The sequence below is a fragment of the Vibrio sp. D417a genome, assembly GCF_030248595.1.
In the GTDB taxonomy this organism is placed as follows: domain Bacteria; phylum Pseudomonadota; class Gammaproteobacteria; order Enterobacterales; family Vibrionaceae; genus Vibrio; species Vibrio alginolyticus.
The window spans coordinates 276,775-302,692 of sequence record NZ_JAHGAM010000004.1; the positions used below are offsets into that span (position 1 = coordinate 276,775).

19 protein-coding genes and 6 tRNA genes are annotated in these 25,918 nt (G+C 43.6%); 12 read left to right on the forward strand and 13 right to left on the reverse strand.

Annotated features, from left to right (window positions below; all coding sequences use genetic code 11):
- The first annotated feature begins 160 nt into the window (after positions 1-160).
- Positions 161-1,447 (forward strand): hypothetical protein, encoded by a 1,287-nt coding sequence (locus KI742_RS05030; protein ID WP_151515534.1) that lies wholly within the window; start codon positions 161-163, stop codon positions 1,445-1,447.
- 72 nt (positions 1,448-1,519) lie between these two features.
- Here the strand turns inward: KI742_RS05030 and KI742_RS05035 are convergent, their stop codons facing one another.
- The 3 genes from KI742_RS05035 to KI742_RS05045 form a co-directional block, all read right to left on the reverse strand.
- Positions 1,520-3,202: an Ig-like domain-containing protein gene (locus KI742_RS05035; protein ID WP_262902076.1), complete on the reverse strand. Its 1,683-nt coding sequence runs from the start codon at positions 3,200-3,202 to the stop codon at positions 1,520-1,522.
- A gap of 981 nt (positions 3,203-4,183) precedes the next feature.
- Positions 4,184-4,257, reverse strand: a tRNA-Cys gene (locus KI742_RS05040).
- 36 nt (positions 4,258-4,293) lie between these two features.
- Positions 4,294-4,380, reverse strand: a tRNA-Leu gene (locus tag KI742_RS05045).
- A 301-nt stretch (positions 4,381-4,681) separates the two neighbouring features.
- On the opposite strand from KI742_RS05045, the gene KI742_RS05050 reads away from it, so the two are divergent.
- Both KI742_RS05050 and KI742_RS05055 read left to right on the forward strand, forming a co-directional pair.
- Positions 4,682-5,611, forward strand: a complete 930-nt coding sequence (locus KI742_RS05050; protein WP_285384896.1) for a CHAD domain-containing protein — start codon at positions 4,682-4,684, stop codon at positions 5,609-5,611.
- A gap of 69 nt (positions 5,612-5,680) precedes the next feature.
- A complete protein-coding gene (locus KI742_RS05055) occupies positions 5,681-6,469 on the forward strand; it encodes a lipase (protein ID WP_005375991.1) in 789 nt (262 codons plus the stop codon).
- A 74-nt stretch (positions 6,470-6,543) separates the two neighbouring features.
- On the opposite strand, the gene KI742_RS05060 is transcribed toward KI742_RS05055, so the two are convergent.
- The 4 genes from KI742_RS05060 to KI742_RS05075 all read right to left on the reverse strand — a co-directional run bounded on the left by KI742_RS05060 (position 6,544) and on the right by KI742_RS05075 (position 8,956).
- The gene (locus KI742_RS05060; protein ID WP_005375990.1) at positions 6,544-6,798 is read right to left on the reverse strand and encodes a hypothetical protein; all 255 of its coding nucleotides are present in this window, start codon (positions 6,796-6,798) and stop codon (positions 6,544-6,546) included.
- Positions 6,799-6,928: 130 nt separating this feature from the next.
- Positions 6,929-8,452 carry an alpha-amylase gene (gene amyS, locus KI742_RS05065; RefSeq protein WP_285384897.1) on the reverse strand — a complete coding sequence of 508 codons (1,524 nt, stop codon included), beginning with the start codon at positions 8,450-8,452 and terminating at the stop codon, positions 6,929-6,931.
- Positions 8,453-8,759: 307 nt separating this feature from the next.
- Positions 8,760-8,833: transfer RNA gene (locus KI742_RS05070), tRNA-Cys, on the reverse strand.
- A gap of 36 nt (positions 8,834-8,869) precedes the next feature.
- A tRNA-Leu gene (locus tag KI742_RS05075) sits at positions 8,870-8,956 on the reverse strand.
- 550 nt (positions 8,957-9,506) lie between these two features.
- Here KI742_RS05075 and KI742_RS05080 point away from each other — a divergent pair.
- The 4 genes from KI742_RS05080 to KI742_RS05095 all read left to right on the forward strand — a co-directional run bounded on the left by KI742_RS05080 (position 9,507) and on the right by KI742_RS05095 (position 13,917).
- Entirely contained in the window at positions 9,507-11,138 is a 1,632-nt protein-coding gene (locus KI742_RS05080) for a methyl-accepting chemotaxis protein (protein WP_053303666.1), read from the forward strand.
- A gap of 201 nt (positions 11,139-11,339) precedes the next feature.
- Complete coding sequence (gene alr, locus KI742_RS05085; protein ID WP_172563840.1) at positions 11,340-12,569, forward strand: alanine racemase; 1,230 nt, start codon at positions 11,340-11,342, stop codon at positions 12,567-12,569.
- A 311-nt stretch (positions 12,570-12,880) separates the two neighbouring features.
- Positions 12,881-13,612, forward strand: coding sequence for an AzlC family ABC transporter permease (locus KI742_RS05090; protein ID WP_054865294.1), 732 nt, complete (start codon positions 12,881-12,883; stop codon positions 13,610-13,612).
- The gene (locus tag KI742_RS05095; RefSeq protein WP_017820198.1) at positions 13,609-13,917 is read left to right on the forward strand and encodes an AzlD family protein; all 309 of its coding nucleotides are present in this window, start codon (positions 13,609-13,611) and stop codon (positions 13,915-13,917) included. The genes KI742_RS05090 and KI742_RS05095 overlap by 4 nt, the downstream gene beginning before the upstream one ends.
- 141 nt (positions 13,918-14,058) lie before the next feature.
- Here the strand turns inward: KI742_RS05095 and dld are convergent, their stop codons facing one another.
- The 6 genes from dld to KI742_RS05125 form a co-directional block, all read right to left on the reverse strand.
- Positions 14,059-15,765: a D-lactate dehydrogenase gene (dld, locus tag KI742_RS05100; protein ID WP_285384898.1), complete on the reverse strand. Its 1,707-nt coding sequence runs from the start codon at positions 15,763-15,765 to the stop codon at positions 14,059-14,061.
- Positions 15,766-16,147: 382 nt separating this feature from the next.
- A complete protein-coding gene (locus KI742_RS05105) occupies positions 16,148-17,050 on the reverse strand; it encodes a LysR family transcriptional regulator (protein ID WP_017633645.1) in 903 nt (300 codons plus the stop codon).
- A gap of 239 nt (positions 17,051-17,289) precedes the next feature.
- Positions 17,290-17,365 (reverse strand) — tRNA-Gly (locus KI742_RS05110).
- Between the two features lie 37 nt (positions 17,366-17,402).
- Positions 17,403-17,476 (reverse strand) — tRNA-Cys (locus KI742_RS05115).
- 204 nt (positions 17,477-17,680) lie between these two features.
- Complete coding sequence (gene viaA, locus KI742_RS05120; protein WP_033907023.1) at positions 17,681-19,135, reverse strand: ATPase RavA stimulator ViaA; 1,455 nt, start codon at positions 19,133-19,135, stop codon at positions 17,681-17,683.
- A gap of 9 nt (positions 19,136-19,144) precedes the next feature.
- Positions 19,145-20,806 carry an ATPase RavA domain-containing protein gene (locus KI742_RS05125; RefSeq protein WP_054576741.1) on the reverse strand — a complete coding sequence of 554 codons (1,662 nt, stop codon included), beginning with the start codon at positions 20,804-20,806 and terminating at the stop codon, positions 19,145-19,147.
- A 269-nt stretch (positions 20,807-21,075) separates the two neighbouring features.
- Here KI742_RS05125 and KI742_RS05130 point away from each other — a divergent pair, with 269 nt between their 5' ends.
- The 5 genes from KI742_RS05130 to KI742_RS05150 all read left to right on the forward strand — a co-directional run bounded on the left by KI742_RS05130 (position 21,076) and on the right by KI742_RS05150 (position 25,868).
- Positions 21,076-21,591: an NUDIX hydrolase gene (locus KI742_RS05130; protein ID WP_054579018.1), complete on the forward strand. Its 516-nt coding sequence runs from the start codon at positions 21,076-21,078 to the stop codon at positions 21,589-21,591.
- Between the two features lie 22 nt (positions 21,592-21,613).
- A complete protein-coding gene (gene ltaE, locus KI742_RS05135; RefSeq protein WP_054578964.1) occupies positions 21,614-22,618 on the forward strand; it encodes a low-specificity L-threonine aldolase in 1,005 nt (334 codons plus the stop codon).
- A 78-nt stretch (positions 22,619-22,696) separates the two neighbouring features.
- Positions 22,697-23,017, forward strand: a complete 321-nt coding sequence (locus tag KI742_RS05140; RefSeq protein ID WP_017633643.1) for a cytochrome c — start codon at positions 22,697-22,699, stop codon at positions 23,015-23,017.
- 212 nt (positions 23,018-23,229) lie between these two features.
- Positions 23,230-24,762: a putative basic amino acid antiporter YfcC gene (gene yfcC, locus KI742_RS05145; protein WP_081008283.1), complete on the forward strand. Its 1,533-nt coding sequence runs from the start codon at positions 23,230-23,232 to the stop codon at positions 24,760-24,762.
- A 110-nt stretch (positions 24,763-24,872) separates the two neighbouring features.
- Positions 24,873-25,868, forward strand: a complete 996-nt coding sequence (locus tag KI742_RS05150; RefSeq protein WP_285384899.1) for a succinylglutamate desuccinylase/aspartoacylase family protein — start codon at positions 24,873-24,875, stop codon at positions 25,866-25,868.
- Positions 25,869-25,918 lie beyond the last annotated feature (50 nt).

Here is a 25,918-nt window from a genome sequence, read left to right on the forward strand (position 1 = left end):
TGTTCACCCCTCTGTACAAAAATAAAAAATAACCAACAAATACAAAAGGTTAAATATGGAACACTCTATGCTAGTCAACCGACGCAGTTTAACTCTTTGAGAAAACTATCACGTATGTGGGCTCAAGGACGTAGCGAGCCCACTTACACAAGGAGGTTTTATGAAAACCATATTTAACTCTTGGTGGGGCAATAAGAGTTACCGTTGTTCCACTTTATGTAGCCAGAATATACTTACAGCGATCAATATCAGCAGCATGTTTAAGCTGTTTACTTGGGTCATAGCGGTTAGCTTAGTGCTGAGCTCTCAAATTGTTTACGCATCCGCTGGCGACCCTTCAAGCCGAGGCGTGCAACCAATATTTGTTGAAGGGAATAACACCTGTCAACAATTACTTCCAGGGATCGATGGTTTGATAGAATACAAGCTTGAGCCAGTTACAGACGGCACTTTCGGTGATGGCATGCTTGAAGTGGTTATTGATCAACAACCTGGGGCAAAAACCTTCAGTTGGGATCAAGGTGATAGCCCTGTGATTATGCAAGCTATCTTCGTAAAAGGTGGTCCTGACGGAAACCTATATAACTACTTTACAGATGGATTATTGTATCAAGATGATGCCTTGCTGCATTCACCTGTAGGGAAAAATGGTAGATACTATGGCTTAAGTCATATTTCATTCTGTTACACACCAGGCGTACCAGACATTAAAATCACTAAAACTTGTACATTTGGTGATGTTGTCAATGGTAACACTTTGAAATACAACTATAAACTCACTGTAGAAAACACCGGTGACTTTGCATTGTATGATGTTGTGGCAACAGACACTACAGCCGTTGACAACGATATGGCTGCTGGTGACCATGTGTTCAATTTAGCGATGCTCGCCGTTGGACAAACGCAAGAGTTTAATGGTTCGTTTATTATTGACCAAAACGGTATCACTAACTATGCAGAAGTAAGCGCAGCACTTGAAACTGGTGGTGGTGTAGCGGTTTCTGACAACGCAGATTGGGAATGCCCAAGCCAAAACATCCCTGGTTCATTGTCTCTAGAGAAAGACTGTAGTGTCGTCGTCGTGAATCGATTTGAAGATACTGGTATTAATGAATACGGTCTTCAAGTCAATTACAGTGGTAGTGTATGTAATACCTCCGATGTCACCATTGACGGCATTGTCGTAATCGACAACAAAGACTCGAATCCAATCCAGGTTGGTATGCTTGCGCCTGCTGAGTGTTACGACTTTACTGGTAACTACGAGCCAATCCCAGGAGATGGTGAAGGCCTTCCATTACCGGGTGAAGAAGTCAGAGCGTTTACAGATACTGTGGATGCGAGTGGTGAAACTATCTTCGGTAATGTTGTCGTAGAAGCGATAACAGCGTCTGCAGAATGTACGCTATGTCCAACTTGTCCAGAGCCTGTTAACTGCCCTGAATAAGGTCTACTTACAACTTAATAAAACAACGCCTGACGTTAACTCGTCAGGCGTTTTCTTTCGAACTATATCGTTCTATTTATTCTTACCTTTCCCATTGTTACCAGAGTTGCCAGAATCGCCACCAGCTGAGGACTCTAACTTCACTGAGACCTGAGCGGTCGAGCTGCTTTGACCATCACCTATGGTATAGGTAAAGCTGTCATTATTTTTGAATTTCTTCTCAGGTGTGTAACGCAGGGTGCCATCTGATAACAGCTCTAGTCGCCCCTTACTTGGTCTAGTAAAAGAAACCACGCTTGCAGAGTTTTGCTCTCCAACAACATCGTTTGCCATCACATCGATAATCACCGACTGTTTCGAAGACATAGTCACCTGATCATCAACAGCAACGAGCTCTGGTGATGGCGAGATTTCATTGGTTACAGAGTAATTCACGGATGCTGCGGTTTGCAGACTTGAGTCTTCTCCGTGCGTCACGATCATCTTCAAAGCATAGTCTTTATCACTAGCCTCAACCGAAGATACGACTGATATCATTACTTGTCCGGTTTCACCTGCTGCTAGCGTGATTGCATTGCTGCTTGCTTTCCAACCAGTTGGCACTGACGCGTTTACAGAAAAACTGCTCGCTGAACAATCTGCACTATCTTTGTTGGTAATAGTGACCTGATATTGAACCTCATCGCCGGCTGCAACCGAATTGTTTGTTGCAGCTTTCGCAGTCACTGATGGAGCATTAACAGTACAAGTCCCGATATTACCATTGTCAGAGCCGTCAAAGACAACGCTTACTTCGGCGATGCCGTTCGCTGCACTCACCAAACTCAATGTTACACCTGAGTCTGGGTCAGTATAGCTACCACCGACCGGCATAGATGGGTCAAACCAGTCATTTCGGCCAAAAACCGCACGATATTCAGAATCAGTTTTAAAGTGAAGCAGATTACTGCTGCGCCCATCACCTTCTACAGCGCTTCGAATGATGATGCCATCCGTAACGTCCCCACGATAGAACGAGTAAGAACGAGCATCTAAAAAGTCGTCAAACCCAATAGACTGGCGGTATTCAATGTAAAACCATTTTTTTGCACCTGTAGAAGGATCAGTACCACGAGGTACTTTTATCGTAACTGGCTGCTCACTAGTCGTCTCGTAATTCGCGATGGAGTAAGTACCATTTTGAGTAACTTCCAGTGTCTTTGAGGCGTGCTCTCCCTCTAGCCATCCTAGTCGCTCGCGCTGGAAAGTATTCAAATAGCCGATGTCTGGACCACCCATTACATCATAGGTATCACCGTATTCACGCAACGTACAGTTGTCTGAAAGCGTATGCTCGCCACAATCAAGAGCACGAGAGTGATGCAAACCAAAGTTATGTCCAAGCTCATGAGCGATATTCATCGGAGAAAAATCACCATTGATGTGCGCGCGTGAAGGCATGCCATCAATAGTTGCGGATCCAGCGACACCACATGCCGTTTTTGTCATCAAGTAAACAATACGATCGTACTCTTCAAGCTTCACTCCCGCTGCGATGGCTTCTTGATCCGCTGCATCTTGAACAGCGGTAAAGTCACAAACCTGATTAGACAACGGTAGATTAAACCAACCCACGACTTTCCCAGACAGCCACATTTGATCAAAAGAGCTTTCACGGTAGAAGTCATTCACTGTACCAAAGATTAGATTATTTGCTTCTGACAAAGTTAATGGCTGCTCATTTGGGTTTTCTTTGAAGTTCAGCAGGATAACCAATGTATTTTGCTGTCCCGTCGTATTTCCTGCTGCACTGGCGTAATGGATGCTCTGTAAACAAGCGAATATTACTAATAAAAATGACAACCCTTTATTTAGGGTTGTTCTATTTATTTTAATATTTTTTATCACTGCTTCACCTAATTTTAATTTAATAACGAGTTCACCTTCCCGCCAATATAAGCAGAAATGGTAGGGTAAAATCATATAAATTTTAGGCAATAAAATGCCCTAGCCTATAAAGCCAAATATGTTCCTATATACATCAACATGGTTATAAAAGGATAACCACCAAAAATATAAGAGCCGGAATCATAGCAAAGCAACCGGTCAAAATTCAACCAGAGTGATAAGTAATTTAGGTTAAGTTTGTGTAATAATAAATTTATCCATTTTTGTCAGTTACTTAAAATAACCTTATGATTGTTTTATATGAACAACCTTTGTATTCAACAATGACTTTAATAAATCACTTGCACTACAGCCAATTTAAATCATTAAAAATCAAACAATTATAAATTTAACTAAAACAATCTCAATTTCATCGCATAAAGTTATAACCTTTAAATTCATTAACTTAATAGCGAGTCATTCTAATAATATACCTCAACAACTCATGAGTAATATTATCCATCTTTAATTGTTAAATTTACGTTAAATTAAAGTGGTGAAAGTTTTTTGCTCACCTAGCTTTATACTCGATTAAAAGACAGACTGAGCGATACAGTGCAATATCAACTAGAGACATATAGAGAAACAAGCAGGATATATGCACAACTTTATTTTCAATATTGAACTAAAATCACATTGATAATATAACGCTATAGATAGCAATTCAGGAAAACCTGTTAAAGAGTGATTAACTGATAATTGAGGTTGGTATTTGTACAAAAATTAATTATTCAATAATAAATGTGTATTAGAATAGTTTGACAATACCAGATAGTAAAAAACCGGCACAAGGCCGGTTTTTAGAAATAGTGGAGGCGCCTCCCGGAGTCGAACCGAGGTCCACGGATTTGCAATCCGCTGCATAGCCACTCTGCCAAGGCGCCTTTCTGATTTTATATCTCTGTCACCAAAGATTTTGATGGTGCCCCGGGCCGGACTTGAACCGGCACAGCGCGAACGCCGAGGGATTTTAAATCCCTTGTGTCTACCAATTCCACCACCAGGGCAACGCAATCATGCGATGGGTTAGACACCATCTGTCTCTGCGGCCTTTGCCGTGAGAACGAGGCGTACTTTAACGGATTAATTTATCTGGTCAACAAAAAATTAGTCTTTTTTATTCAAATGGTTAAAAAGCCAACTCAAACGAACAAAGGGCGATCATTTTGCTCACAAGAACATCAGCATGCTTTGCTCTCGTTTACTTTGCTTCATCACTTCATGTCAATGAGGAATCGACAAGTCGCACAAATTGACAGTATGGGTATAAACTTAACTCGTACCGCAGGGGATAAATAAGCGCTCATCATGTTTCGAAAGTCATCATTTCAATTACCGCTACATACTGATTCCGAACTCGACTTCGTAGTGCCCTACTTCTTCCTGAGTGAATTTGATTATGCACGCTCTCTGGAGCTGGGAGTCATCGAAGACTTAGATCCTGAATTTACACATCAATATCGCGTCACACTGAGGCGCATACGCTCACTATGCTTACTACTTCGCGAACTGCTCCCTCCTTTTGAACAGCGTATTTTGAAACCTCATTTAAAAATAATGATGAAGAAAACAAATAAGCTGCGTGATTTGGACGTATTTATCTTGGGCAAAAAACAATACATTGAAATGCTCCCAAACCACAAATCGTCTCTTGAGCAGCTTTTTGGCTTTATCGAAGCCGAACGTGCTTACGAACAGGCAAAAGTTACGCGTTGGCTAGCTACAGAAGAATACACAACGCACTGCACTTTGGTCAGGAATAGTCTGCTGCGAAGTACGCAACACGAACCAGTGGATAGCAACGTACCTGCGTTACTCTTCGCAAGCCAAAAAATCTACGATCAATTTAAAAAAGTTGATAAAGCACGGCGCAAGATCTCGGACAAAAGTCGTGACAGCGTGATTCATTCGATGCGGATAAAGTGCAAAGCTCTGCGTTATCTGTTAGAAGGGTTTTCCACGCTCTATCCTTCCCAACAGCACAAAAACAACGTGAAACAACTAAAACTATTGCAAGATAAGCTCGGTGACTTTAACGACACTTCAAGTCAAATTGAATTTTTCGCACAACTCAAAGAGACAGCAAATCTCAATAAACAAGATCGTAAGGCTTTGAAAAAGCTAATTAACGTGCTTAGCGAACATCATGAACTCTCTCGCCAAACCATCTTGACGCATTTAAGCCAGTTTGAGTCTTTCATTCGCGATACCAATACACAGAATCTCTACCGACCCTAAATCAAGGTTCATGTATTTTTAATATTCATTAATTACAGTCAACCGTTAGGCTCCACTAAGAAAGTTAACGTGAAACCATTAAAACGATACCAATACGAGCGCTATGCGGTGCTTTGTAATCTCGCCTACCCTCGCGTCTTCAGGCAAACTCAATACGGGTTCGATCCTAATGGGCAACGAGTCATTAGAAATGAACACGGTAAGATTATGATTCGCGTGCTCTGGAGTAAAAAACAGAGTGAAGTGGTCGTAGTGATTAAAGGCTCACACAGTATCAGTGATTGGTTGTTGAACTTCGCGATGTGGACGAGAAGCTGTCGAAGGTTGGGACTAAACTATCGCATTCACGCGGGTTTCTATCATCTGTTGTTCCAAGAAAGTTTACCGAGCCGGAATGAAGATCGGTTAGGGTTGACCGTGATCGAACGCCTCGAAGGTATCGTTGTACCACTTATTCTCAGGGGGAAAAGAATCACTATTACTGGCCACTCTTCAGGTGGCGCGATTGGCAGTGTTTTTGCTGACTATATTGAGAAAAAATACCCAAAAAGCATTAAACGCGTGGTCACTTTCGGACAGCCCGCTGTCGGGGATTGGACGTTTAAGAAACGCTACCGTTTGGGGCACAAAACATACAGGATTTGTTGCGACATCGACATCGTGACCTTTATGCCGCCCGTACCTTTTTTGTATTGGCATGTAGGCAAAATGCTATGGTTATATAACGGGAGAATATACGAGAACACCCCAACGCTCATACGGCTTGGGCGCTCCTTATTTAGTTGGTTAATGCGACCGTTCTCTTATCACTTTATGAGTAAATACATTCGCGACAAAGACTTTTTTGATGAACGCTGAGTTAAACATCCGAAAGGTATGACGTACAGACACGAAAAAGCCGGACTTCGCCGGCTTTACGATTAAGTGGTGATCTACAGAGAGGCAATTTCTTTTTCAAGTTGATATTTGTTATCTGTGACAATTCGCTCTAACACTTCAACACGTCGCTTCAAGTCACCAATTTGCTTGTTAAGGTTATCTTGTTCTTCTCGGCTCATCGTATTACGTTCAGATATCTCCAACGCTCTTACTTCTTTACGATGGTTCAAGATTAACTTTATTATCCCGCCCCCAAATATGGCACCGAACACAATAGCCACAACCAATACATCAGCAATAGATTCCATTCTTTATCTTCCTCTAGATTATGCTCAAATATAAGTTACTCATTTGTCGAATGAATATCAAATAACACATTGATTCATTGAAAAGTTTTATTAAGAATTGCCTACTCTGTATCAAAATCACAGGAATGGATTATTCAACGCCAACCCAAACCGAGACAGATCCGCCGTTTACTGGGAACTCAGCCCAACCATTCGCATCAGTCCAAATGTCTTCAGTTCGGATACCCAACTTGTCTACGTAGCGAGCACTTGGTTTACCCGTATACATCCACTTCGAGCCGCCAGGTCCATCACTCATGATCACGGCCATTGAATGTGGATGCTTTGCATCACCTTCTCGAGTCCAACCAATTACGTCCCAGTGGTCGAGATAAGAATGTTGTTTGCCATACGCATAATCTTTACGCAGTGTTACTAGCTCTTCAATGTAAGGCACTTTGACCATATTGATGTCATGCCCTTTATCACTGTACTGCGCGCCGTAGTAATCTGCATAAAACACGGATGGATAACCTTCTTCACGCAATAAGATAAACGCGTAAGCGAGCGGCTTGAACCACCAATCAACGGTTGATTCCAACGCCTGCAAAGGCTGAGTGTCATGGTTTTCTACTAAGGTAACCGCTTTGACTGGATTGTCCTTCATCAGCGTACCATCCATGATTTGACGCATATCGTAGCTACCACCCGATTTAGACGCATTATAAAAGTTCATATGTAACGGTGCATCAAACAAAGACATGCTGCCAGAGGTTTTGGTGATAAAGTTATGCAGCTGATTCACATCGTAGTTCCAGTACTCTCCGACCGTGAATAGTTCTTTCCCTGTTTTCCAACGTAGGTGATCAATCCATTCTTGCAGGTATTGATATTTGATGTGCTTCACCGCGTCCATTCTAAACCCATCAACACCAGTCATGTTGATATACCACTCACCCCAGTCTTTAAGTTCTTTCTTAACTTCAGGGTGATCCATGTCTAGATCAGCGTACATAAGGTAATCGTAGTTGCCTTTTTCCGAGCTCACTTCCCAATCCCATGCCTTACCCTCACCTTTGAATTTGAAGATAGCTTTTTCTTCGCCAGCATCGTCCCAGTCCACGCCATCAAAGTGGTACCACGTCCAATGAAAGTTTGAGTACTTATCGTTGCGCCCAGGGAAATCAAACTCTACCCACGCTTCAATCCATTTATCACCAAGTTCAATATTTCGGTTGTTCCAATCGACTCGCTTGGTGTCGACCCAGGATTTACCATCCGCACCGCCACGGTGGTTAAACACTACATCACCATAAATCTGGATATTGTTTTTATGGGCAGCATTGATGGCGCTTAGGTACTGATCTTTGGTGCCATACTTGGTTCGCACCAATCCTTTTTGATCAAACTCCCCCAAGTCATACATATCGTAAACGCCATAACCGACGTCGTTGCTGCCACCAGCACCTTTATAGGCGGGCGGTAGCCATAACGCGGTGAAGCCGTTGTCCGATAGTGCCGGCGCGTTGTTTTCAACTTGTGTCCAGAGTGCACCGTCATTTGGCACATACCAATGGAAGTACTGCATCATGGTGCCATTTTGTGCCGCCATTACAGGCGAACTGAGCAGCAAAGTTAAGGGTAAAAGTGTAGGTTTAAGGTTGAATGTTTTCATTATTTTTCTCTCACGTTAAGGACTAGAATCCTCCTTTCTGCATATACGCACCAAGCGATGCTAACTATGACGCTAGCTAGGTTGCTGCCTGTAATACAAAAAGTTCGGATTACAATCGAAGAGAAACTATCACCAATCACACTATACAATTATTGAGTTGTCTAACATTTATAAAATCAATGATTAGCGCGTTAAAAATATTGAATGGTGATCAAAACATGGGAGACTTTAGGAAAGCGCGAAGGGTTACGAAAAGGTGGACTAAAAACGAAAAAAGCCAGTCATTTAAGACTGGCTTTCGAAATAGTGGAGGCGCCTCCCGGAGTCGAACCGAGGTCCACGGATTTGCAATCCGCTGCATAGCCACTCTGCCAAGGCGCCTTTCTGATTTTTTATCTCTGTCACCAAAGATTTTGATGGTGCCCCGGGCCGGACTTGAACCGGCACAGCGCGAACGCCGAGGGATTTTAAATCCCTTGTGTCTACCAATTCCACCACCAGGGCAACGCAATCATGCGATGGGTTAGACACCATCTGTCTCATCGACCTTTGCCGTGAGAACGAGGCGTACTTTAACGGATTAATTTATCTGGTCAACAATAAATTTTATCTTTTTTATTTAAGTGCTTAAAAAGCGATCTGACTAGTACATTTGGCATTCAATTAGACCAATAAGCACCCGTTCCCTTTCATTAGCCCTGAAGTCATACGCATACTAGTGTCCGTAACTGCTTCGAGGTAAACACGCGACTATCACGTTATGAACGCTGATCTTTTCACCGCTGTAACATCTGTAACAATTTAATTCCCTACTCTTGGCACGATTGCGTACAGAACATCATATTTTGTTACTGATAACTTTATATCGAATGTGGTCGTACCTTTATAAAATCATTGACTTTTTTTATTTTCAAACAAAGCTCAATTCATTATCGAAAATATCAATAAATAATGGTACGTTACACGAGTTGCAGTAATTTAATGGACATATATCACATATAAGGATGTGGTTTACTTTGGCGACACAACATAAGAAAAACAAGGTATATCACTAATGTCTATCAAGAATCTTTCTATAGCGAAAAAGATATCGCTATCGTTTTTACTCATTGCCATCGTCAACATTGCATTTGGCGTGTTTTTATCTACAGAGCTCAAAAGCATCAAATCTGAGCTTTTAAACTATACCGATGATACGCTTCCTGCAATGGAAAGGGTCGATTCGATTCGAGATCATTTGTCTCGCTGGCGCCGAGCTCAATTTGCTGCGTACACTTATGAAGACGCAGACCAAGTCAAAACTAAAATTTCTAACAATATTAGAGAACGCGAAAAGATCACTAGAGAGCTCAACGCTTACGGTGAAACTATCTGGCCTGGCGAAGAGCAGCAAACTTACCAGCGTCTTATGCGTCAGTGGAAAAAGTACTTGGATACTATGGACCAGTACAATGAAGCGATGCTAGCTAACGACAAAAGCAAGGCCCACCCTATTTTGGCGAACTCTTTGTCTGCTTTCGAAGCGGTTGACTCAGAGTTAGGCGAACTAATCCGTCTCCTTAAAGAAGCTATGGATAGCAACAAAACTCATATCCTGTCCTCTGTAAATGGATTGAGTAATTCTTCAATTGCAAGTAACGTGATTATTCTACTGATCATGGTAGGCATGACATACGTGCTGACTCGCCTAATTTGTGGCCCACTTAAACTTGTTGTTGAGCAAGCAAATGCCATCGCGACAGGTGATCTATCAAGTGACATTGACCGTAAAGCAATCGGCAATGACGAGCTTGGTGAACTGGCAGACGCGACCACTAAGATGCAAGATGACTTACGCCAAGTTATCGATAACGTGATTGCTGCAGTTACTCAGTTAAGCAGCGCTGTCGAAGAGATGAACCAAATCTCCGATATTTCTGCGTCTGGTATGAAAGATCAACAGCTGCAAATTACGCACATCGCAACAGCAATGACAGAAATGAAAGCGGCCGTAGCCGATGTGGCTCGTAACACTGAAGACTCAGCGAACCAAGCTAACGAAGCAAACCGCCGCACACAACACGGTGTTCGTGAAACCCAAGGTATGGTTGACGCGATTCAAGAAGTTTCAAACGTAATTGGCGCTGCAGGCGATACCGTAGCAGAGCTTGAACAGCAATCGAATAAAATTAACGTGATCGTGGATGTTATCCGCGACATCGCCGATCAAACCAACCTACTTGCACTTAATGCAGCCATTGAAGCGGCGCGTGCTGGTGAGTCTGGTCGTGGCTTTGCCGTCGTTGCAGACGAAGTTCGAACTCTTGCCGGCCGTACGCAAGATTCAACGAGTGAAATCACTTCGATCATTGAGCAGCTACAATCACTTGCAAAAGACGCAAAATCAGCCACTGAACTTTCTAGAACCAGTATTTCAGAATGTGCAGAGCAAGGTATTCAATCAAAACAGCTGATGAGCGACATTGAGCATTCGATTTCGGACATCTCAGACATGGGTACCCAAATCGCCACGGCTTGTAACCAGCAAGACTCTGTTGCGGAAGAGCTTAACCGCAGCATTGAAAACATACATTTGGCATCTCAAGAGGTCTCGCAAGGTTCGGAGCAAACCGCACAGGCGTGCCGCGAACTAAGCCAGCTATCCATTTCTCTTAAAGATGTAATGAGCCGCTTTAAACTGAGTTAAACTCAGTGGATACCTTAGTAGATACCAAATCAATCCCGATTTGCTTAAATTGAATGTCATCACTGAGGTATATTTAGGTATATATTAAATCACTATCTTAATAAACGCTCCAAAGCACCACTTGGAGCGTTTTACTTCGTCAGGTACTTTCCCCAAGTACTCAATAACATAACCAATACAAAAAACGCGTACGGAGACTTTATGCGCTTAAATAAAACCTTACTATCACTGACTATCGCTGCTGCAATCGCGATTCCTGTAATGCAAGCTACTGCTGCTCCTCTTCAAATTAGCAATACAGCAGCAAAAGCAGAGCAAGTTCAAGGTGCTAACGCTTGGCTAGAAATAAACTTAGGTCAGTTCCGCGATAATATTGAGCAGTTTAAATCGCACATGGATGGCAAAACGAAAATCTGCGCCGTGATGAAAGCCGACGCATACGGCAATGGTATCGCAGGCCTGATGCCGACTATTATCGAGCAACAAATTCCTTGTGTTGCCGTTGCAAGTAACGCCGAAGCACAAACTGTTCGCGACAGTGGCTTTAAAGGCCAACTTATTCGTGTACGCTCAGCGGATATTGGCGAGATTGAAGCCGCAATCGACCTAAATGTCGAAGAGTTGATAGGCACAGCAGAGCAAGCTAAAGCACTGTCTAAACTAGCCGAGAAAGCTGGTAAAGAAATCAAAGTTCACCTTGCTCTGAACGACGGTGGTATGGGACGTAATGGTGTTGATATGACGACAGAAGCGGGCAAGAAAGAAGCGCTAGAAATCGCTCAACAAGCTGGCGTTAGTATTGTTGGTATCATGACTCATTTCCCTAACTACAATGCAGACGACGTGCGCCAAAAGTTAGCTTCATTCAAAGACAGTTCTGCATGGCTGATTAAAGAAGCGAATCTAAAACGCGACAACATTTTACTGCACGTAGCTAACTCTTACACCGCGCTTAATGTTCCAGAGGCGCAGCTTGATATGGTTCGCCCTGGTGGCGTTTTATACGGAGACCTACCGACTAACCCTGAGTACCCTTCTATCGTGTCTTTCAAAACACGCGTGGCATCCGTTCACCACCTGCCAAAAAATAGCACAGTCGGTTACGACAGTAGCTACACAACAAGCAAAGAAAGCTTAATGGCGAACATTCCTGTTGGTTACTCTGATGGTTACCCACGAAAAATGGGGAATGCGGCAGAAGTTCTGATCAATGGCCAACGTGCAAAAGTTGCGGGCGTTGCTTCAATGAACACCACAATGGTAGATGTTACAGGTATCAAAGATGTTGAGCCTGGTTCTGAAGTTGTTTTGTTTGGCTCCCAACAAGGCAAAACGATTTCAGCTGCTGAGATGGAAAAACACGCAGAAGTCATCTTCCCTGAACTATACACGGTTTGGGGAAGCGCGAACCCTCGTGTCTACGTAAAATAAACCTATTCAGTTATTCGTAACAGAGCGAAAAAGCGAGCCTCGTGCTCGCTTTCTTTCTTATTTACTAATCTGTACTAGCTCGTGATTCTATCAATTAAACAGAGCTTACCATTTCTGTTGTTTTAATCTCCTTTAGCACTACCAAGTGCGACTCTCTACACTCTGTTTCTTAAAGCCGCTTGGATGGCTCAATTTTATATAGCACTTAGTGTTTGAAAGCCCCTCTAATTGATGTTAAACATGAAGTTTACAAAAGAATAACAAACACACTCGTATGGCACTGCCCCTTTGCCTGCTAGCTAGGTATCTCTATGACAGAAAATACTCAACACCTTCAACGCTCCTCCGCTGAGTTGCACGAATTTAATCGGCTTGACGTCTGGAACGGATTCACCCAACTTTTACCCCTCTCTATGTTCGTGGTCATATTTGGCCTCGCTTTCGGTGTTGCTGCGGTACAGACTGGACTAGATGTATTTCCCACTATGTTGATGAGCACACTGGTCTTCGCCGGTGCTTCACAATTTGCCACGTTAGAAATGTGGGGAGCAGAAGTCCCTCTCATTCCAGTTCTTATTACTGTATTTGCTATTAATGCTCGTCACCTCTTGATGGGAGCCACACTTTATCCATGGTTACGACAACTCCCACCAACAAAACGTTACGGTGTAATGCTGGTTGCATCAGACGCTAACTGGGCAATGGCACTCAATGCATTTGGTAGAAAAGAACCCGGCTTTGGCTTGCTTGTTGGTGGCGGCTTAGCGATGTGGTCTTTTTGGATTGTGGGCACCTGGATCGGCATTTATTTTGGTAGCGCAATCAAAGATCCGGTGGGCCTCGGGCTCGATATGGTTATGGGATGCTTCCTGCTGTCTATGGTGGTGGCTGGGCCGAAAGACTTAAGAATCTTTGCAATTTGGGCCATAGCAGCAGCCTCTTCTATGTTGGCATATTGGTATTTGCCAGAGAATAGCCACGTAGTGGTTGGCGCCATTACTGGCGGAGTATTGGGTGCTTGTTGGAAGGAGAAGAAAGCATGAACATCGAAACAACCTTAGGTGGCACACTGCTTATCATCATCGCTATGGCTTTAGTCACGCTCATAACCCGCTGGGGCGGAGTGTATGTTATGTCATTCATTCCAATTAGCGAACGGGTTCAACGTTTCATTACTGCGATGTCAGGTTCCGTACTGGTTGCGCTTTTAGCTCCGCTAGCAGTAGAGGGGGATAATGGTGCTAGAGCAGCACTGTTTTCTACTGCCGTTGTCATGTTCATCGTGAAAAAGCCTCTACCCGCAATTGCAGCAGGCATCATCGCCGCCGCTGCAGTACGTGCTCTTTAGTCGCTGTTTCAACGCCGATACCAGTCATCAATAAAAAGACCCAAAACACAAAGCCCTGATGTCACGAGTGTCATCAGGGCTTATCTTATGCTCATCATTTTAACGATGAACAACGATTATTAATCATGGTGAGACAGCACATCACGCACAGCAGTTACAATTGCGCTTATATTTGTCCATTTTACCAATACCAGGGTTAAAGGTATTGGTTGGGTCTAATTCGTGGTAAAACTTCTGCAACGAGTTTTCGGCTTCATACAAGTGACCCACGTTATGTTCTGCTGGGTATTTGGCACCACGGCTATTGAGGTGCTCTAGCATCAGCTTTTTCATCAACTTCGTGTCAGTCCCTTTTTTGAAAATGTAATCTTGATGGAAGACGTAACACATAAAGTGACCATAATAGAGCGCTTGAACAAGGTTCTTACTCACCTCTTCAGGCAAAGTTTCTAGCCACTCTTCATCATTACGTCGCAATGCAATATCAAGTGCAACGATGTCTTCTACGTCTTTTCGGTGAATCGTCTCGTAACGAATTGCTGCACCTGCTGCTGCAAAGCGATGTAAATAAGCTTTTTTACCTTCTTCCGGCGTACACTCGAAGAAATCACAGTCGTCTTCAACAGCCCAAACTTCTTTGAGGTATTTTTGTGCTTCAGCAATACCACCATCACTCATTTTCACTACCAGGTGATGCTCATACTTGTCACGGAAATCCAGCATTCGCTCTGGTAAATGTTGTGGGAACAACTTGCTCGCGTAGTACAGAATGGTGTCTGGCAGATATTTACTGACAAACGGGATGCGCTCTAAGAAGTTTTCTACCTTAGCTTTAAGTGCGAACATTTTTGGCAGCTTATCTGTGCCTAACAAATCGATGGATAAGAACACATCCTTGCCGTACTTCTCTGCCATGTTGAAGATATCTCGATGCAAGTATTCTCCCATCTCAGGCAAGTTATCAAACGTAGATAAGAAGTCTTTTCGCAGCTTGGTTAGTTTCGCAGGGTCATTGGTGCCGAGGTAAAAAACCTGCTCTTTTTCTGGTACTGGGTAGCTGTCAACCCGAACGGCAAAAACTCCCAACTTACCAGCGCAGCCACTGGCTTCAAATAATCGGCGTTCATCGGCATTAAAGCGAGAAGGAATGTCAGAAGTCACGTCTCGAACACGTTCATCGTATTCTTTGTCTGACGCCATTCGCTCATCATGAATGATCTTCGCTGGGTCAAAGTTCCCTTCTTGCAGGTTTGTTAGAATTTCTTCTGGCGTTTCACCTAATCCTTCAATACCAAGGTGGTTCACCAAATGTAACTGGCCTTGCTTATCGACCTGCGCGTAGATCGCCAGTTCCGTATAAGCAGGACCACGCTTAACTAGCGCACCGCCTGAGTTATTAGCGATACCACCAACCACAGTGGCACCTAGGGATGAAGAGCCGATGATAGAATGCGGTGCTCGGTTCACTGCCTTCAACTCTTTCTCCAAAGAGTGTAAGCTCGCACCAGGCAAGCAAACCGCCTGCTTACCACCATCTAATAAGTGAATCTTCTTGATTTTGGTAATATTGACCACAACCACATCGCGATCATAATCATTACCACTCGGAGCCGAGCCCTCTGTTAAACCTGTTTTAGCCGCCTGCATGATAATGATGCAGTTTGCTTCAACACACTGTTTAATAATCTTCCATTGTTCTAGAAGAGTGTTAGGAAACACGATAGCAAGCGCATTACCACTACCCGAACGAAACCCCGAGCGGTAATATTTCGTTTTAACCTCGTCGGTTAGAACATTTTCTTCCCCAACGATGGTTTTAAATTCTTCAATCAGCTGCTTTTGTTTCATATCCGTATCTCTAGTTATTGTACTTCGCTCACAACACCGCTTAGCGGCAGGCATAGCGTTTGAGCCACTATAAGCAGTCCATTTCTCTGCGTCTATGTCAGACGGGCGAGCAATACGTAATCAATAAACAACAAACAAAATAATTCTTTATTTTTCTGTCACTTATCTTTCACATTTGAGAAATTTAACGTAAGAAACAGACCGTTTCTTAAAAGAAACAATAGCAAAACCATTTGTTAACAGTTGTGCGGGGTATCTTGTTATCAATATTAGTGAAGAAAACGAGGAGAAGCGTAAGCTCCTAAATTTAAGAGGACTCTTAGAAATGAAGATGGAAACATAAGCTCAACACCAACATAACGATCGGTGTTGAGTTATTGGCTTAAAATCGATGGTTTTGACTTTGAAAGCTTGTGTATAGATGATCGATAAAGATCTTAATTTTTTCTGGTTGCTGACGAGTGTAAGGATACACCGCATAAATACCCAAACATTTGGCGGTTTCGTCTTTAAATAACTGAATCAGACTGCCTTGCTTTAAGTCTTCATAAACCAATACACGCGGTACATAGATGATTCCCTGCCCTAACAGCGCCACATTTCTCAATACAGAAGAATTGTTAGTACAGAGGTTACCGTCGACGGTGATTTGATATACCTCGTCTCCATCTTTAAACGCCCACTCATGCGCTCCGGTTTCTTGGTAGGAATAGACTAAACAATTGTGTTTAGCCAAGGCTTGAGGTTGTTTAGGTATGCCATGTTTAGCTAGGTATTGGGGTGACGCGCAAATGATCCAATTTGCATCCACCAGCTTTCTTGCAATCAGACTAGAATCTGGCAACACACCCGTTCTAATTGCCAAATCAAAACGTTCATTCACGATATCGACGAAACGATTATCTAGATCCATATCGATATTGATGTCTGGGTATTTCTGATTAAATTCATTAATCACTTGAGGAAGAATTAATTCACCAGAGATAGTAGGCACCGAAATTTTAATGTTTCCAGATAAGTTTTTACCTAAACCCACAATGGATTCTTCCGCCGTTGCCACCGCTTGATAAACCGCTTTTGCATGAGTAAAAAACGCTCGTCCTGCTTCAGTCAACGTTAGCGTTCGCGTTGTTCGGTAGAGAAGCTGTACACCAAGCTCTTGTTCAAGCTTGGCAATGCGTTTACTGACGACCGATTTAGTCAGTGACATATGTCTCGCGGCTGCACTGAATGAACCTTGCTCGATCAAGTGATAAAAAATGATGTAATCGTCGGTATTTCTCATGCGTCTTCGTCAAATCCTTTGGAAGCCCGTATTGTAAACTGAAATTGGCTGAGGTGCGAAACATCAGGTCACACTTAATATCAGAAACTCGTGACAGAGATGGGGTTGCTAAGCTCACAGGTAATGAAAAAGAGATGGTGTGAATTTATCAGTCTTCAGATACAAAAAAACCAGCTTTCGCTGGTTTTAAGTTGATGCACTTGGCATCGAGATACCGCCATGGCCATATCTGAATAATTTGGAGCGACACACGAGGTTCGAACTCGTGACCTCAACCTTGGCAAGGTTGCGCTCTACCAACTGAGCTAGTGTCGCATTTATTCTCGAAAGCCATTCGCTCTCAAAAGAATAATGGAGGCGCCTCCCGGAGTCGAACCGAGGTCCACGGATTTGCAATCCGCTGCATAGCCACTCTGCCAAGGCGCCTTTTTATTACGCTTCAGGGCTCTACCCCGTTGCGTTGGTGGCTACTTTACGGATTGAGGGAAGATAGTCAAACAAAAACATTTCATTTTCTGTTCGTTTGATTTCTTTTAAGTCAATTCGACCAAAGTTCGATCTTATTGGCTTAAAACGAAGCAATATAAATCTCGCTTTCAGTTCGTTTTGTCCCATGAAACATTAAGGCGTTTAATAGTTGCTGACCCTTTTTAGCAATCTTCCCACAACATTAGGGTGATAAGACCAAGTGTGATCAAACATCGACATTAATGCAGGATTTCCGTATTTCGATAAGCTAATCGCGTGAAAACGGTTTTTCTTCGCTTTGAGCGCATCCACTTTGGCCAGTAACTCGTCTTGTTGTTTTGGCGCGATAAAGTCGGAAATGACTACCATGTCTGCGTTTTTATATTTATCACCGCTCATCAAGTCGATAGATTTAATCAAAGTTGGCTCTAAGTCTGTACCACCATGGAAGCTATAAGTTAGAAAGTCCGCCGCCTCGCGCAGACCATCTTGTTTGGTTAGTTCGTAGGTAATGTGTTCCGTAGAAAAAATAATGACATAGCAATCACGTTGCTCCGCTAGTGCGATTTGCATCAGAGCATAAGCCATGGCTTTGGCGCATTGCTCAGGAAAGCCACTCATGGAACCGGACGCGTCCACACAAACAATGAAGGGGCCTTTTTCGATATCTACCGCTTTATGGTCAGGTCGGTGAGCTTTAACTTTACGTAACGTGCGCGATTTGCCTTGTGTACGATAGTTCATGAGCCGTTTATCAACTAAGTGTTTATAGAACACAACTTCAAGTTCAGGATACGCCAAAAACATCGTTTCGTTGGGAAGTAGCTTATTTAGATCATCGCTTTCGTGAATACCGACAATATCATCCGTCGCCTCATCACTTTTCTCTTCGACCAATTGAAGTTCTTCAGTGGGCGCACGATTTAGTTCAGGATCATTTACTTGCCCCGCCATACGACCGAGTTGCTCCGCAATTTCTTGCAAGCCTTGGTGCTTCTTCAGAAACTCAGCATGGCGTTTCATCACCGTTAAGTCTGTTTTACTCAACTTGGCAGATGCCATATCCCACAGGCGCCCTACACTTTCAGCATCACCCGACTCCGTGACTTTATCCATATTACGCATGGTTTCCATACGTTGATACAGGTCATTCAGCACCTTTTCTTTATTGGCTTCAAGCTCGCTTACTTGCGCTTGTTTTATTGCATCGGTGAGGCTTTGGTACCATTGGTCACAAAAGTAATGTGGGAACATAGGGTTATTCATCCCTTTGTTCTTTTCCATCATTCGGCGAGCTTGCATGTAAAACGCAGAGTGCCATTCCAGCTTTTTAATCACATCTTCGATGTTTTCAAAAAACGCCTCTTCATCCCAATGAATAACCTCTTGATATAAAGACAGCTCTTGTTGGAAACGCTCTGTCTCACATACCTTGGTGATCCGTTTTTTAACGCTGCCTCGCCACTTTAACAAGTGACCTTTGACCGAAGATTTAACACCTCGGTTTTCTGCCATCATCATGACTTGTGAACGAGCCATCAAATCATTAACTGCGCTATCGATGATGCCGGAGTCGGCCACCATCAGCGCGAGGTTAAGTCCGTCTGCACCTAGCATGTCGTCTCCTTATGAGAAAAACTGATTTAAGTTTTTAAAGCGTTGGATAACTTTTTCACTTTCTGCTTGGATTGATTCAAGTCTCTGACTGACCTGTTGTAGACTCGACTCCATAAGGCGGGGTAATTCAGGATCAACAAAGCTATGCGGAAGCGCATCATGAAAGTTCGCTTTCACCTTACGCATATGGTGTTCTGCCTCACTAAGCTGATTTACGGCTTTTTCGCTCTGCGTTAACCACTTTTGGTAAAGCTCTACATCCAAGCCCTCTTGAGTCACTAGACTAACCAGAATGCCTCGGTTCGCGATATCACGGATAACTAGGTTGTTCGCCGCGTCAACGTCAAATCGTAAACGGCACATGTTGGTGTTTTGATTGACGTAACCATACACATCACCGCTTCCCTCTTTAATGACTCGATCTAACTCATCTTTGGGTACATAAACCCAGCGGCTATCACCTTTTTCTGATTCTGAAACCGACATGTTGCTTTGCAAGACAACCAATTTAACTAAGTTAACGGCTGCGCCAACTTTGTACATCTTGGCTTTAGAGGTATCAAAGCGCATGGTTTCTTTACGCAAAATACCCGTTGCCGCTTCAGACGTTAACGTCATGCGGTAGGCATCTTCAAGTTCATGTTGAACATCAACCAAAGACTCACGGCAGTACTCAATTTCCTGCTCCGCGTCTTGTTGATCAAATGCATGTTTTAAGGCGAACTCTTGAACCACTTCACGTACCACATCTCGCGATTCAGGACTGTTCCATAAACAATCTTGCAACAGTAGAAGGTCAAGCGGATTTATTTCATCGCGACCATTAAAAAACGCGCTCGCTTTTAACAACTTCACGGCTTTCTTCCAGCGGCGGTCAGAGACATACATGTCGGTATTGGCCACATCACCAAACTGAGCTTCAACTTTGCTTTCTAACATCGTTTTAAGCTGGAAAAGCTTTTCGAATGCATTGTCGGTTAGCGTCAATTTGTCGAGCTGTTGTTGCCATTGATGATATTCTTCATCAGTTATCGCTAGGCCTTCTGGTACTTGTGCCTCTTGCGATGTGCCCACAGTCAACATCGACTTAAAGTTTTGTTTATTCTGAATTCGATTCACAAACACACGTACCAACATGCGGTCGTAGAGCGCATCCAATCCACTATCTTCATCGGGTAATTCATTGGAAGCCGATACCAACAAGCGCATTGGCACACGCTCGATATCGCTGCCATTTTTGAATGTTTTCTCATTAACCACTGTCAGCAATGTATTAAGAATTGCAGGGCCCGCCTTCCAGATTTCATCCAAAAATACGACTTGTGCAGTTGGCAAATACCCTTTAGTTAAGCGAACATAACGGCCGTTGTCTTTTAGCTCTTGGATACTCAGTGGCCCAAACACCTCTTCAGGGGTTGAGAAGCGCGTCATCAGGTATTCGAAGTAACTGCTGTTATCGAACGCTTGGATGAGTCGTTTGGCAATTAAGCTTTTTGCAATACCAGGGGGGCCTAAAAGAAAAACACTTTCACCAGCAAGTGCAGCAAGAAGGCAGAGCTTGATCGTATGTTCACGCTCATAAACGCCATCCGTTAACGCTTTCGCCAATTTATTGATGCGTTCTGAGAGAAGCGCTTTTTCGGCATTTGAGGCAAATAAGGTTTGTGTCATACGTTCTCCGGCTACTGAAGTGGTATTGCGTTAACATTTTTATACACTTGTTATAACTTTGTTACAAATGTATTTTGTCGAATTCCCCTTATAGCAGATGCTTTTCCCCATCTTGACGAAGCAATCAAAGTTTCCATTTATGAGACATTGCTCACTTAAAGTGCAAACGCTTTCGTCGTGTTGCAGTATTTTTTGCTTTTGTTTCCCACCATTTGTGGTTAATGTCGAAAAACGTCAAAAATGCGGTAACAGCTAGGGTTCATAACTGCATGAGCAAGATAATTCATAAATGGAAGCAAATTTCTCTGATTGAAGAAGACGTTATGCTTCCTACAGGACAGGCAATTACGCACACCACAATCCATCATCCGGGCGCTGCGGTGATTCTCCCTATTACAGCGGAGGGTCACATTGTCCTTGTCCACCAATTTCGGCCTTCACTTAATAAATGGCTATTGGAACTGCCTGCTGGTACCAGAGAAGGCAACGAAGAGCCACTCTGCTGCGCCAAAAGAGAGTTAGAGGAAGAAACTGGGTTTAGTGCAGAGAAATTCACGTCTCTCGGCCAAGTCACCCCTCTTGCCGGATTTTGTGATGAGATACAGTATCTATTTGTTGCCGAAAAGCTCAATAAAACAAACCGTTACGAGTGCGATGAAGACGAAGTGATTGAGGTCGTCACCTTGTCAATCAAGCAACTCGAAGAAAAGATTGTCGATGGCACGATCACCGATGCCAAAACGATCGCTTGCTTAAGCAAAGCGCGCCTTTGCGGATATATTTAGGACTTTGACCAAGGAGACATTCATGGATTTTCGATCAGATACCGTTACACAGCCCACCCAAGCCATGCGAGAAGCCATGTTTAAGGCCCCCGTTGGGGATGATGTTTATGGTGATGACCCTACGGTCAATGAGCTTGAAAAATTTGCTGCGCAGCTTGCTGGTTTCGAAGCAGCTTTGTTTACCACTTCAGGCACTCAAGCCAATCTGCTCGGTTTAATGGCGCATTGCGAGCGGGGAGATGAATATCTATGTGGGCAACAAGCACATAACTACAAATACGAAGCTGGTGGCGCGGCGGTTTTGGGATCAATTCAACCTCAACCAGTCGAAAATAACCCAGATGGCACGCTACCATTTGATAAACTGGCTGCTGCGATTAAACCAGATGATTGTCACTTTGCTCGCACTAAGCTTCTCAGCTTAGAAAACACAATTAATGGTAAAGTACTACCTCTGTCTTACTTAGCAGAAGCACGTGACTTCGTGAATAAACATAACTTGCAGATGCATCTAGATGGCGCTCGCGTTTTTAACGCAGCCGTTGCACTTGATGTTCCGGTAAAAGAGATCGGTCAGTACTTTGATTCAATGACGATCTGTCTGTCGAAAGGTCTGGCTGCCCCTGTTGGCTCGCTACTGCTTGGTAGCAAAGACTACATCGCAAAAGCACGTCGCTTAAGAAAGATGGTCGGCGGTGGTATGCGTCAATCGGGTATTCTTGCCGCAGCAGGCAAACTTGCCCTTACCGAACAAGTGGAACAGCTAAAACAAGATCACATCAACGCAAAAACCTTAGCGGAAGGTTTAGCAGAACTGCCTGGTTTTTCAGTCAACCCTGAATTTGTTCAAACGAACATCGTGTTCGCGAAGCTTGATCCTCAAGTGGACATAGTAAGTATCGCTGCGAAACTAAAGGAACAAAACATCACGATAACCCCTGGAAATCCAATTCGTTTTGTAACTCATAAAGATATTTCAGCGAAAGACATCGACACTTTCTTATCAAGTATAAAATCTCTACTTTAATTTGATTTTGATCATTGAGCTTCCCCTAAGGGGAAGCTTTATTGTATCGGCATGATTTTTAGCGAATAGATAACCTCCATGCTCAGATTTGTACTTCTAATCTCTTTTATTTTCTCTTCCGCTATCCATGCCGAGCCGTTTGGTGATGCTGATAAAGGTAAAATCAAATCACCTAGCTGTGTCTATTGTCACGGTGTTACAGGCATCGCAACGAACAACACCTATCCAAGCCTTGCTGGTCAAAATGCTCAGTACCTTTACAATGCAATGAAATCTTATCAAGCCGGTGAGCGTAAAGGGCCACTTGCAGAAATGATGGCAGCACAGTTAAAAATGTTAAATGATGAAGACCTTCGTGATGTCGCTGCTTTTTATGCAGAACAGACAGAAATCAAGTGATTAGATCACCTGTAGATGTACTATGAAAGCTCGTGAATCATCCAAACTCAACGCATATTGAAACATTAACCCAACATTTGACCACAAAACAATCAAATTAACTTCACTTCAAATATTTGATGAATTTATAGTTCAACATAAGCATTAATATTGACTTTTTATTCTATTTTATCGATATTTCATGCTTTATTGAATTTGACGTGAAGTAAGTTATGTCTCACACACATGCGCAACCAGCAGACTCGGTTGCTACCCCTAAGTCGTGGCAGATGCCAGATACCCTCATTTTGATCTTCATTGTTGGTATTCTTGCTGCGATTCTTACCTACTTAATTCCTGCTGGTCATTTTGATAGCCAACAGGTGACCTACATGGTCGACGGTGCAGAAAAAACTCGCACAGTTATCGATCCTTCTTCTTTCTCTTATGCAACCGACGAAAACGGTGAATTGGTTTACAACAAGGTTGGCCTGTTTGCTTCTGGTGGTGGCATTGGTCTGATGAACTTCCCTTTCGAAGGGCTAGTTTCTGGCTCTAAATGGGGCAGCGCAATCGGCGTGATTATGTTCATGTTGGTTATCGGCGGTGCTTTCGGCGTTGTAATGCGCACAGGCACAATCGATAACGGTATCCTGCGCCTTATCGATAAGACCAAAGGTAACGAAGCGCTATTCATTCCAGTGCTATTTTTGCTGTTCTCGCTAGGCGGTGCGGTATTTGGTATGGGTGAAGAAGCCGTAGCATTTGCGATTATTATCGCGCCGCTTATGGTTCGCCTTGGTTATGATGGTATCACTACGGTAATGGTTACCTATGTTGCGACTCAAATTGGCTTTGCTACTTCTTGGATGAACCCTTTCTCCGTCGCTATTGCGCAAGGCATTGCGGGTGTACCTGTTTTATCCGGCATGACAGTGCGCATGGGGTTATGGGCTGGCTTTACGTTAATCGGTATCGCTTTCACAATGATCTACGCCGCTCGTGTGAAGTCAAATCCTAAACTTTCTTACAGCCACCGCACAGACCAGTATTTCCGTCAGCAAGAGCTTGGCAATCAAGATTCTCGTTGGAACCTAGGTGACACACTCGTTATCCTTACGGTTATTGCGACCACGGTGTGGGTCGTTTGGGGCGTAGTCGCTAACGCATGGTACATCCCAGAAATCGCTTCTCAATTTTTCACTATGGGCTTTGTTGTCGCGATCATCGGTACGATTTTCCGCCTGAACGGTATGACGCTAAACTGCGCAGCTGATGCATTTAAAGAAGGTGCAGCTATTATGCTTGCACCTGCCCTATTAGTGGGTTGTGCGAAAGGTGTATTGCTTATACTTGGTGGTGGTACATCTGATGAAGCGAGTGTACTGAATTCAATTCTAAACAGTGCTGGCGGCGTGATTAGCGGGCTTCCTGACGTGGCTGCGGCATGGTTAATGTATGTATTCCAATCTATCTTCAACTTCTTCGTCACTTCGGGCTCTGGACAAGCGGCACTAACGATGCCTCTACTGGCCCCTCTGGCAGACATTGCAGGAGTTACGCGCCAAGTGGCAGTTTTGTCATTCCAACTTGGCGATGGCTTTACTAACGTTATCGTCCCTACTTCGGCATCTCTCATGGCAACGCTTGGTGTCTGCCGTATCGACTGGGGTGACTGGGCAAAATTCTGCTGGCGATTTATTCTATTACTCTTTACCCTATCAAGTATCGTCGTTATCGCAGCTCATATTATGGGTTTTGCGTAAAACGAAACCAATTGGTAATTAAGGCGAGACATGTTCTCGCCTTATTAATATTCATCGTATGACGACGCTAAGGTTTTAGATTAGCTTATGGTTTTGGAGTGGTAACTTTAATGGCAACACAATTTCTCGATGACATGATTCAGGGTCATCAAGTGATTCAATCTCTCAATGTAGCAGACCTAAATTCGGGCGAGCATAAGTTTTGGTTTCGCATCGCAACGAATGCTCTCTCTCAGTGGCAACACCTACCTGTGCTAGTGTTCAAAGGTGAAAAACCTGGCAAGAAGATCATAATTACCGCAGGGGTTCATGGTGATGAGTACAATGGTGTGTTAGCAGCGCAGAAAACTGCTCGAGAGCTCATCGGCACTGAAGTCGCTGGTACTGTCACTATTGTTCCAACCATTAACATGCCAGGTATGCTAAACCACAGCCGCGATTTCTATTCCGCAGATCCTGATGCGTCTCCTGCAAACTTAAACCGCTTTTTTCCTGGTGACCAAAACGGCAATGAGGCCCAACGTTACTTATATGCATTGTGGAATGATTTGCTCAAGCCAAATGCTGATTTAGCCATTGACCTTCACACTCAAACCAGTGGTGCGGCCTATCCACTTTACGTGTTTGCAGATTTCCGAATCGACCAATCATTAGAAATGGCTCGCCTCATTAATCCTGATGCGATTTTAAATGATCCTGGAGATGCTGGCGTCCTTGAAACGGTCTGGAATAACCATGGTGTCCCAAGTATTACTGTTGAAGTAGGTATGGGGCGATATACCGAGCAAGAGTTCATCAGTCGAACTGTAACAGGCATTTTTAATGTGCTGAAAAAGCATAACATTGTTGAAGGTGATATGGACCCTATTACGTCATGCTTGGAAGGAAACGAAATCGTCAGTGTGAAAGCGACACACGGCGGCTTTGTACTGCCTCATGTCAGTTTGATGAATTTTGTCGAGCAAGGCCAACTTCTTGCGATTCAATACGACAGCTTTGGCGCTGAGATTAAACGCTACACCGCCCCAACAAGCGGCACAGTACTTAGCCACAATGTTGAATCTATTCGAGCACCAGGTTCCCTGATCGTTCGTTTGATTAAGTAAACCATAACCGTTTGTTGATAGATCAACCTTTCGACGCTCACTCAAATTTA

What these genes read in the sequence shown, in the direction of transcription:
- KI742_RS05080 (WP_053303666.1), top strand. Translation starts at nt 9,507, where the DNA reads ATGTCTATCAAGAATCTTTCTATAGCGAAAAAGATATCGCTATCGTTT.
- viaA (WP_033907023.1), bottom strand. Translation starts at nt 19,135, where the DNA reads ATGCTAGGTGCAGACGGACTTAACCTCGCGCTGATGGTGGCCGACTCC.
- amyS (WP_285384897.1), bottom strand. Translation starts at nt 8,452, where the DNA reads ATGAAAACATTCAACCTTAAACCTACACTTTTACCCTTAACTTTGCTG.
- KI742_RS05130 (WP_054579018.1), top strand. Translation starts at nt 21,076, where the DNA reads ATGAGCAAGATAATTCATAAATGGAAGCAAATTTCTCTGATTGAAGAA.
- yfcC (WP_081008283.1), top strand. Translation starts at nt 23,230, where the DNA reads ATGTCTCACACACATGCGCAACCAGCAGACTCGGTTGCTACCCCTAAG.
- KI742_RS05030 (WP_151515534.1), top strand. Translation starts at nt 161, where the DNA reads ATGAAAACCATATTTAACTCTTGGTGGGGCAATAAGAGTTACCGTTGT.
- dld (WP_285384898.1), bottom strand. Translation starts at nt 15,765, where the DNA reads ATGAAACAAAAGCAGCTGATTGAAGAATTTAAAACCATCGTTGGGGAA.
- KI742_RS05060 (WP_005375990.1), bottom strand. Translation starts at nt 6,798, where the DNA reads ATGGAATCTATTGCTGATGTATTGGTTGTGGCTATTGTGTTCGGTGCC.
- KI742_RS05095 (WP_017820198.1), top strand. Translation starts at nt 13,609, where the DNA reads ATGAACATCGAAACAACCTTAGGTGGCACACTGCTTATCATCATCGCT.
- ltaE (WP_054578964.1), top strand. Translation starts at nt 21,614, where the DNA reads ATGGATTTTCGATCAGATACCGTTACACAGCCCACCCAAGCCATGCGA.
- KI742_RS05090 (WP_054865294.1), top strand. Translation starts at nt 12,881, where the DNA reads ATGACAGAAAATACTCAACACCTTCAACGCTCCTCCGCTGAGTTGCAC.
- KI742_RS05050 (WP_285384896.1), top strand. Translation starts at nt 4,682, where the DNA reads ATGTTTCGAAAGTCATCATTTCAATTACCGCTACATACTGATTCCGAA.
- KI742_RS05150 (WP_285384899.1), top strand. Translation starts at nt 24,873, where the DNA reads ATGGCAACACAATTTCTCGATGACATGATTCAGGGTCATCAAGTGATT.
- alr (WP_172563840.1), top strand. Translation starts at nt 11,340, where the DNA reads ATGCGCTTAAATAAAACCTTACTATCACTGACTATCGCTGCTGCAATC.
- KI742_RS05105 (WP_017633645.1), bottom strand. Translation starts at nt 17,050, where the DNA reads ATGAGAAATACCGACGATTACATCATTTTTTATCACTTGATCGAGCAA.
- KI742_RS05140 (WP_017633643.1), top strand. Translation starts at nt 22,697, where the DNA reads ATGCTCAGATTTGTACTTCTAATCTCTTTTATTTTCTCTTCCGCTATC.
- KI742_RS05125 (WP_054576741.1), bottom strand. Translation starts at nt 20,806, where the DNA reads ATGACACAAACCTTATTTGCCTCAAATGCCGAAAAAGCGCTTCTCTCA.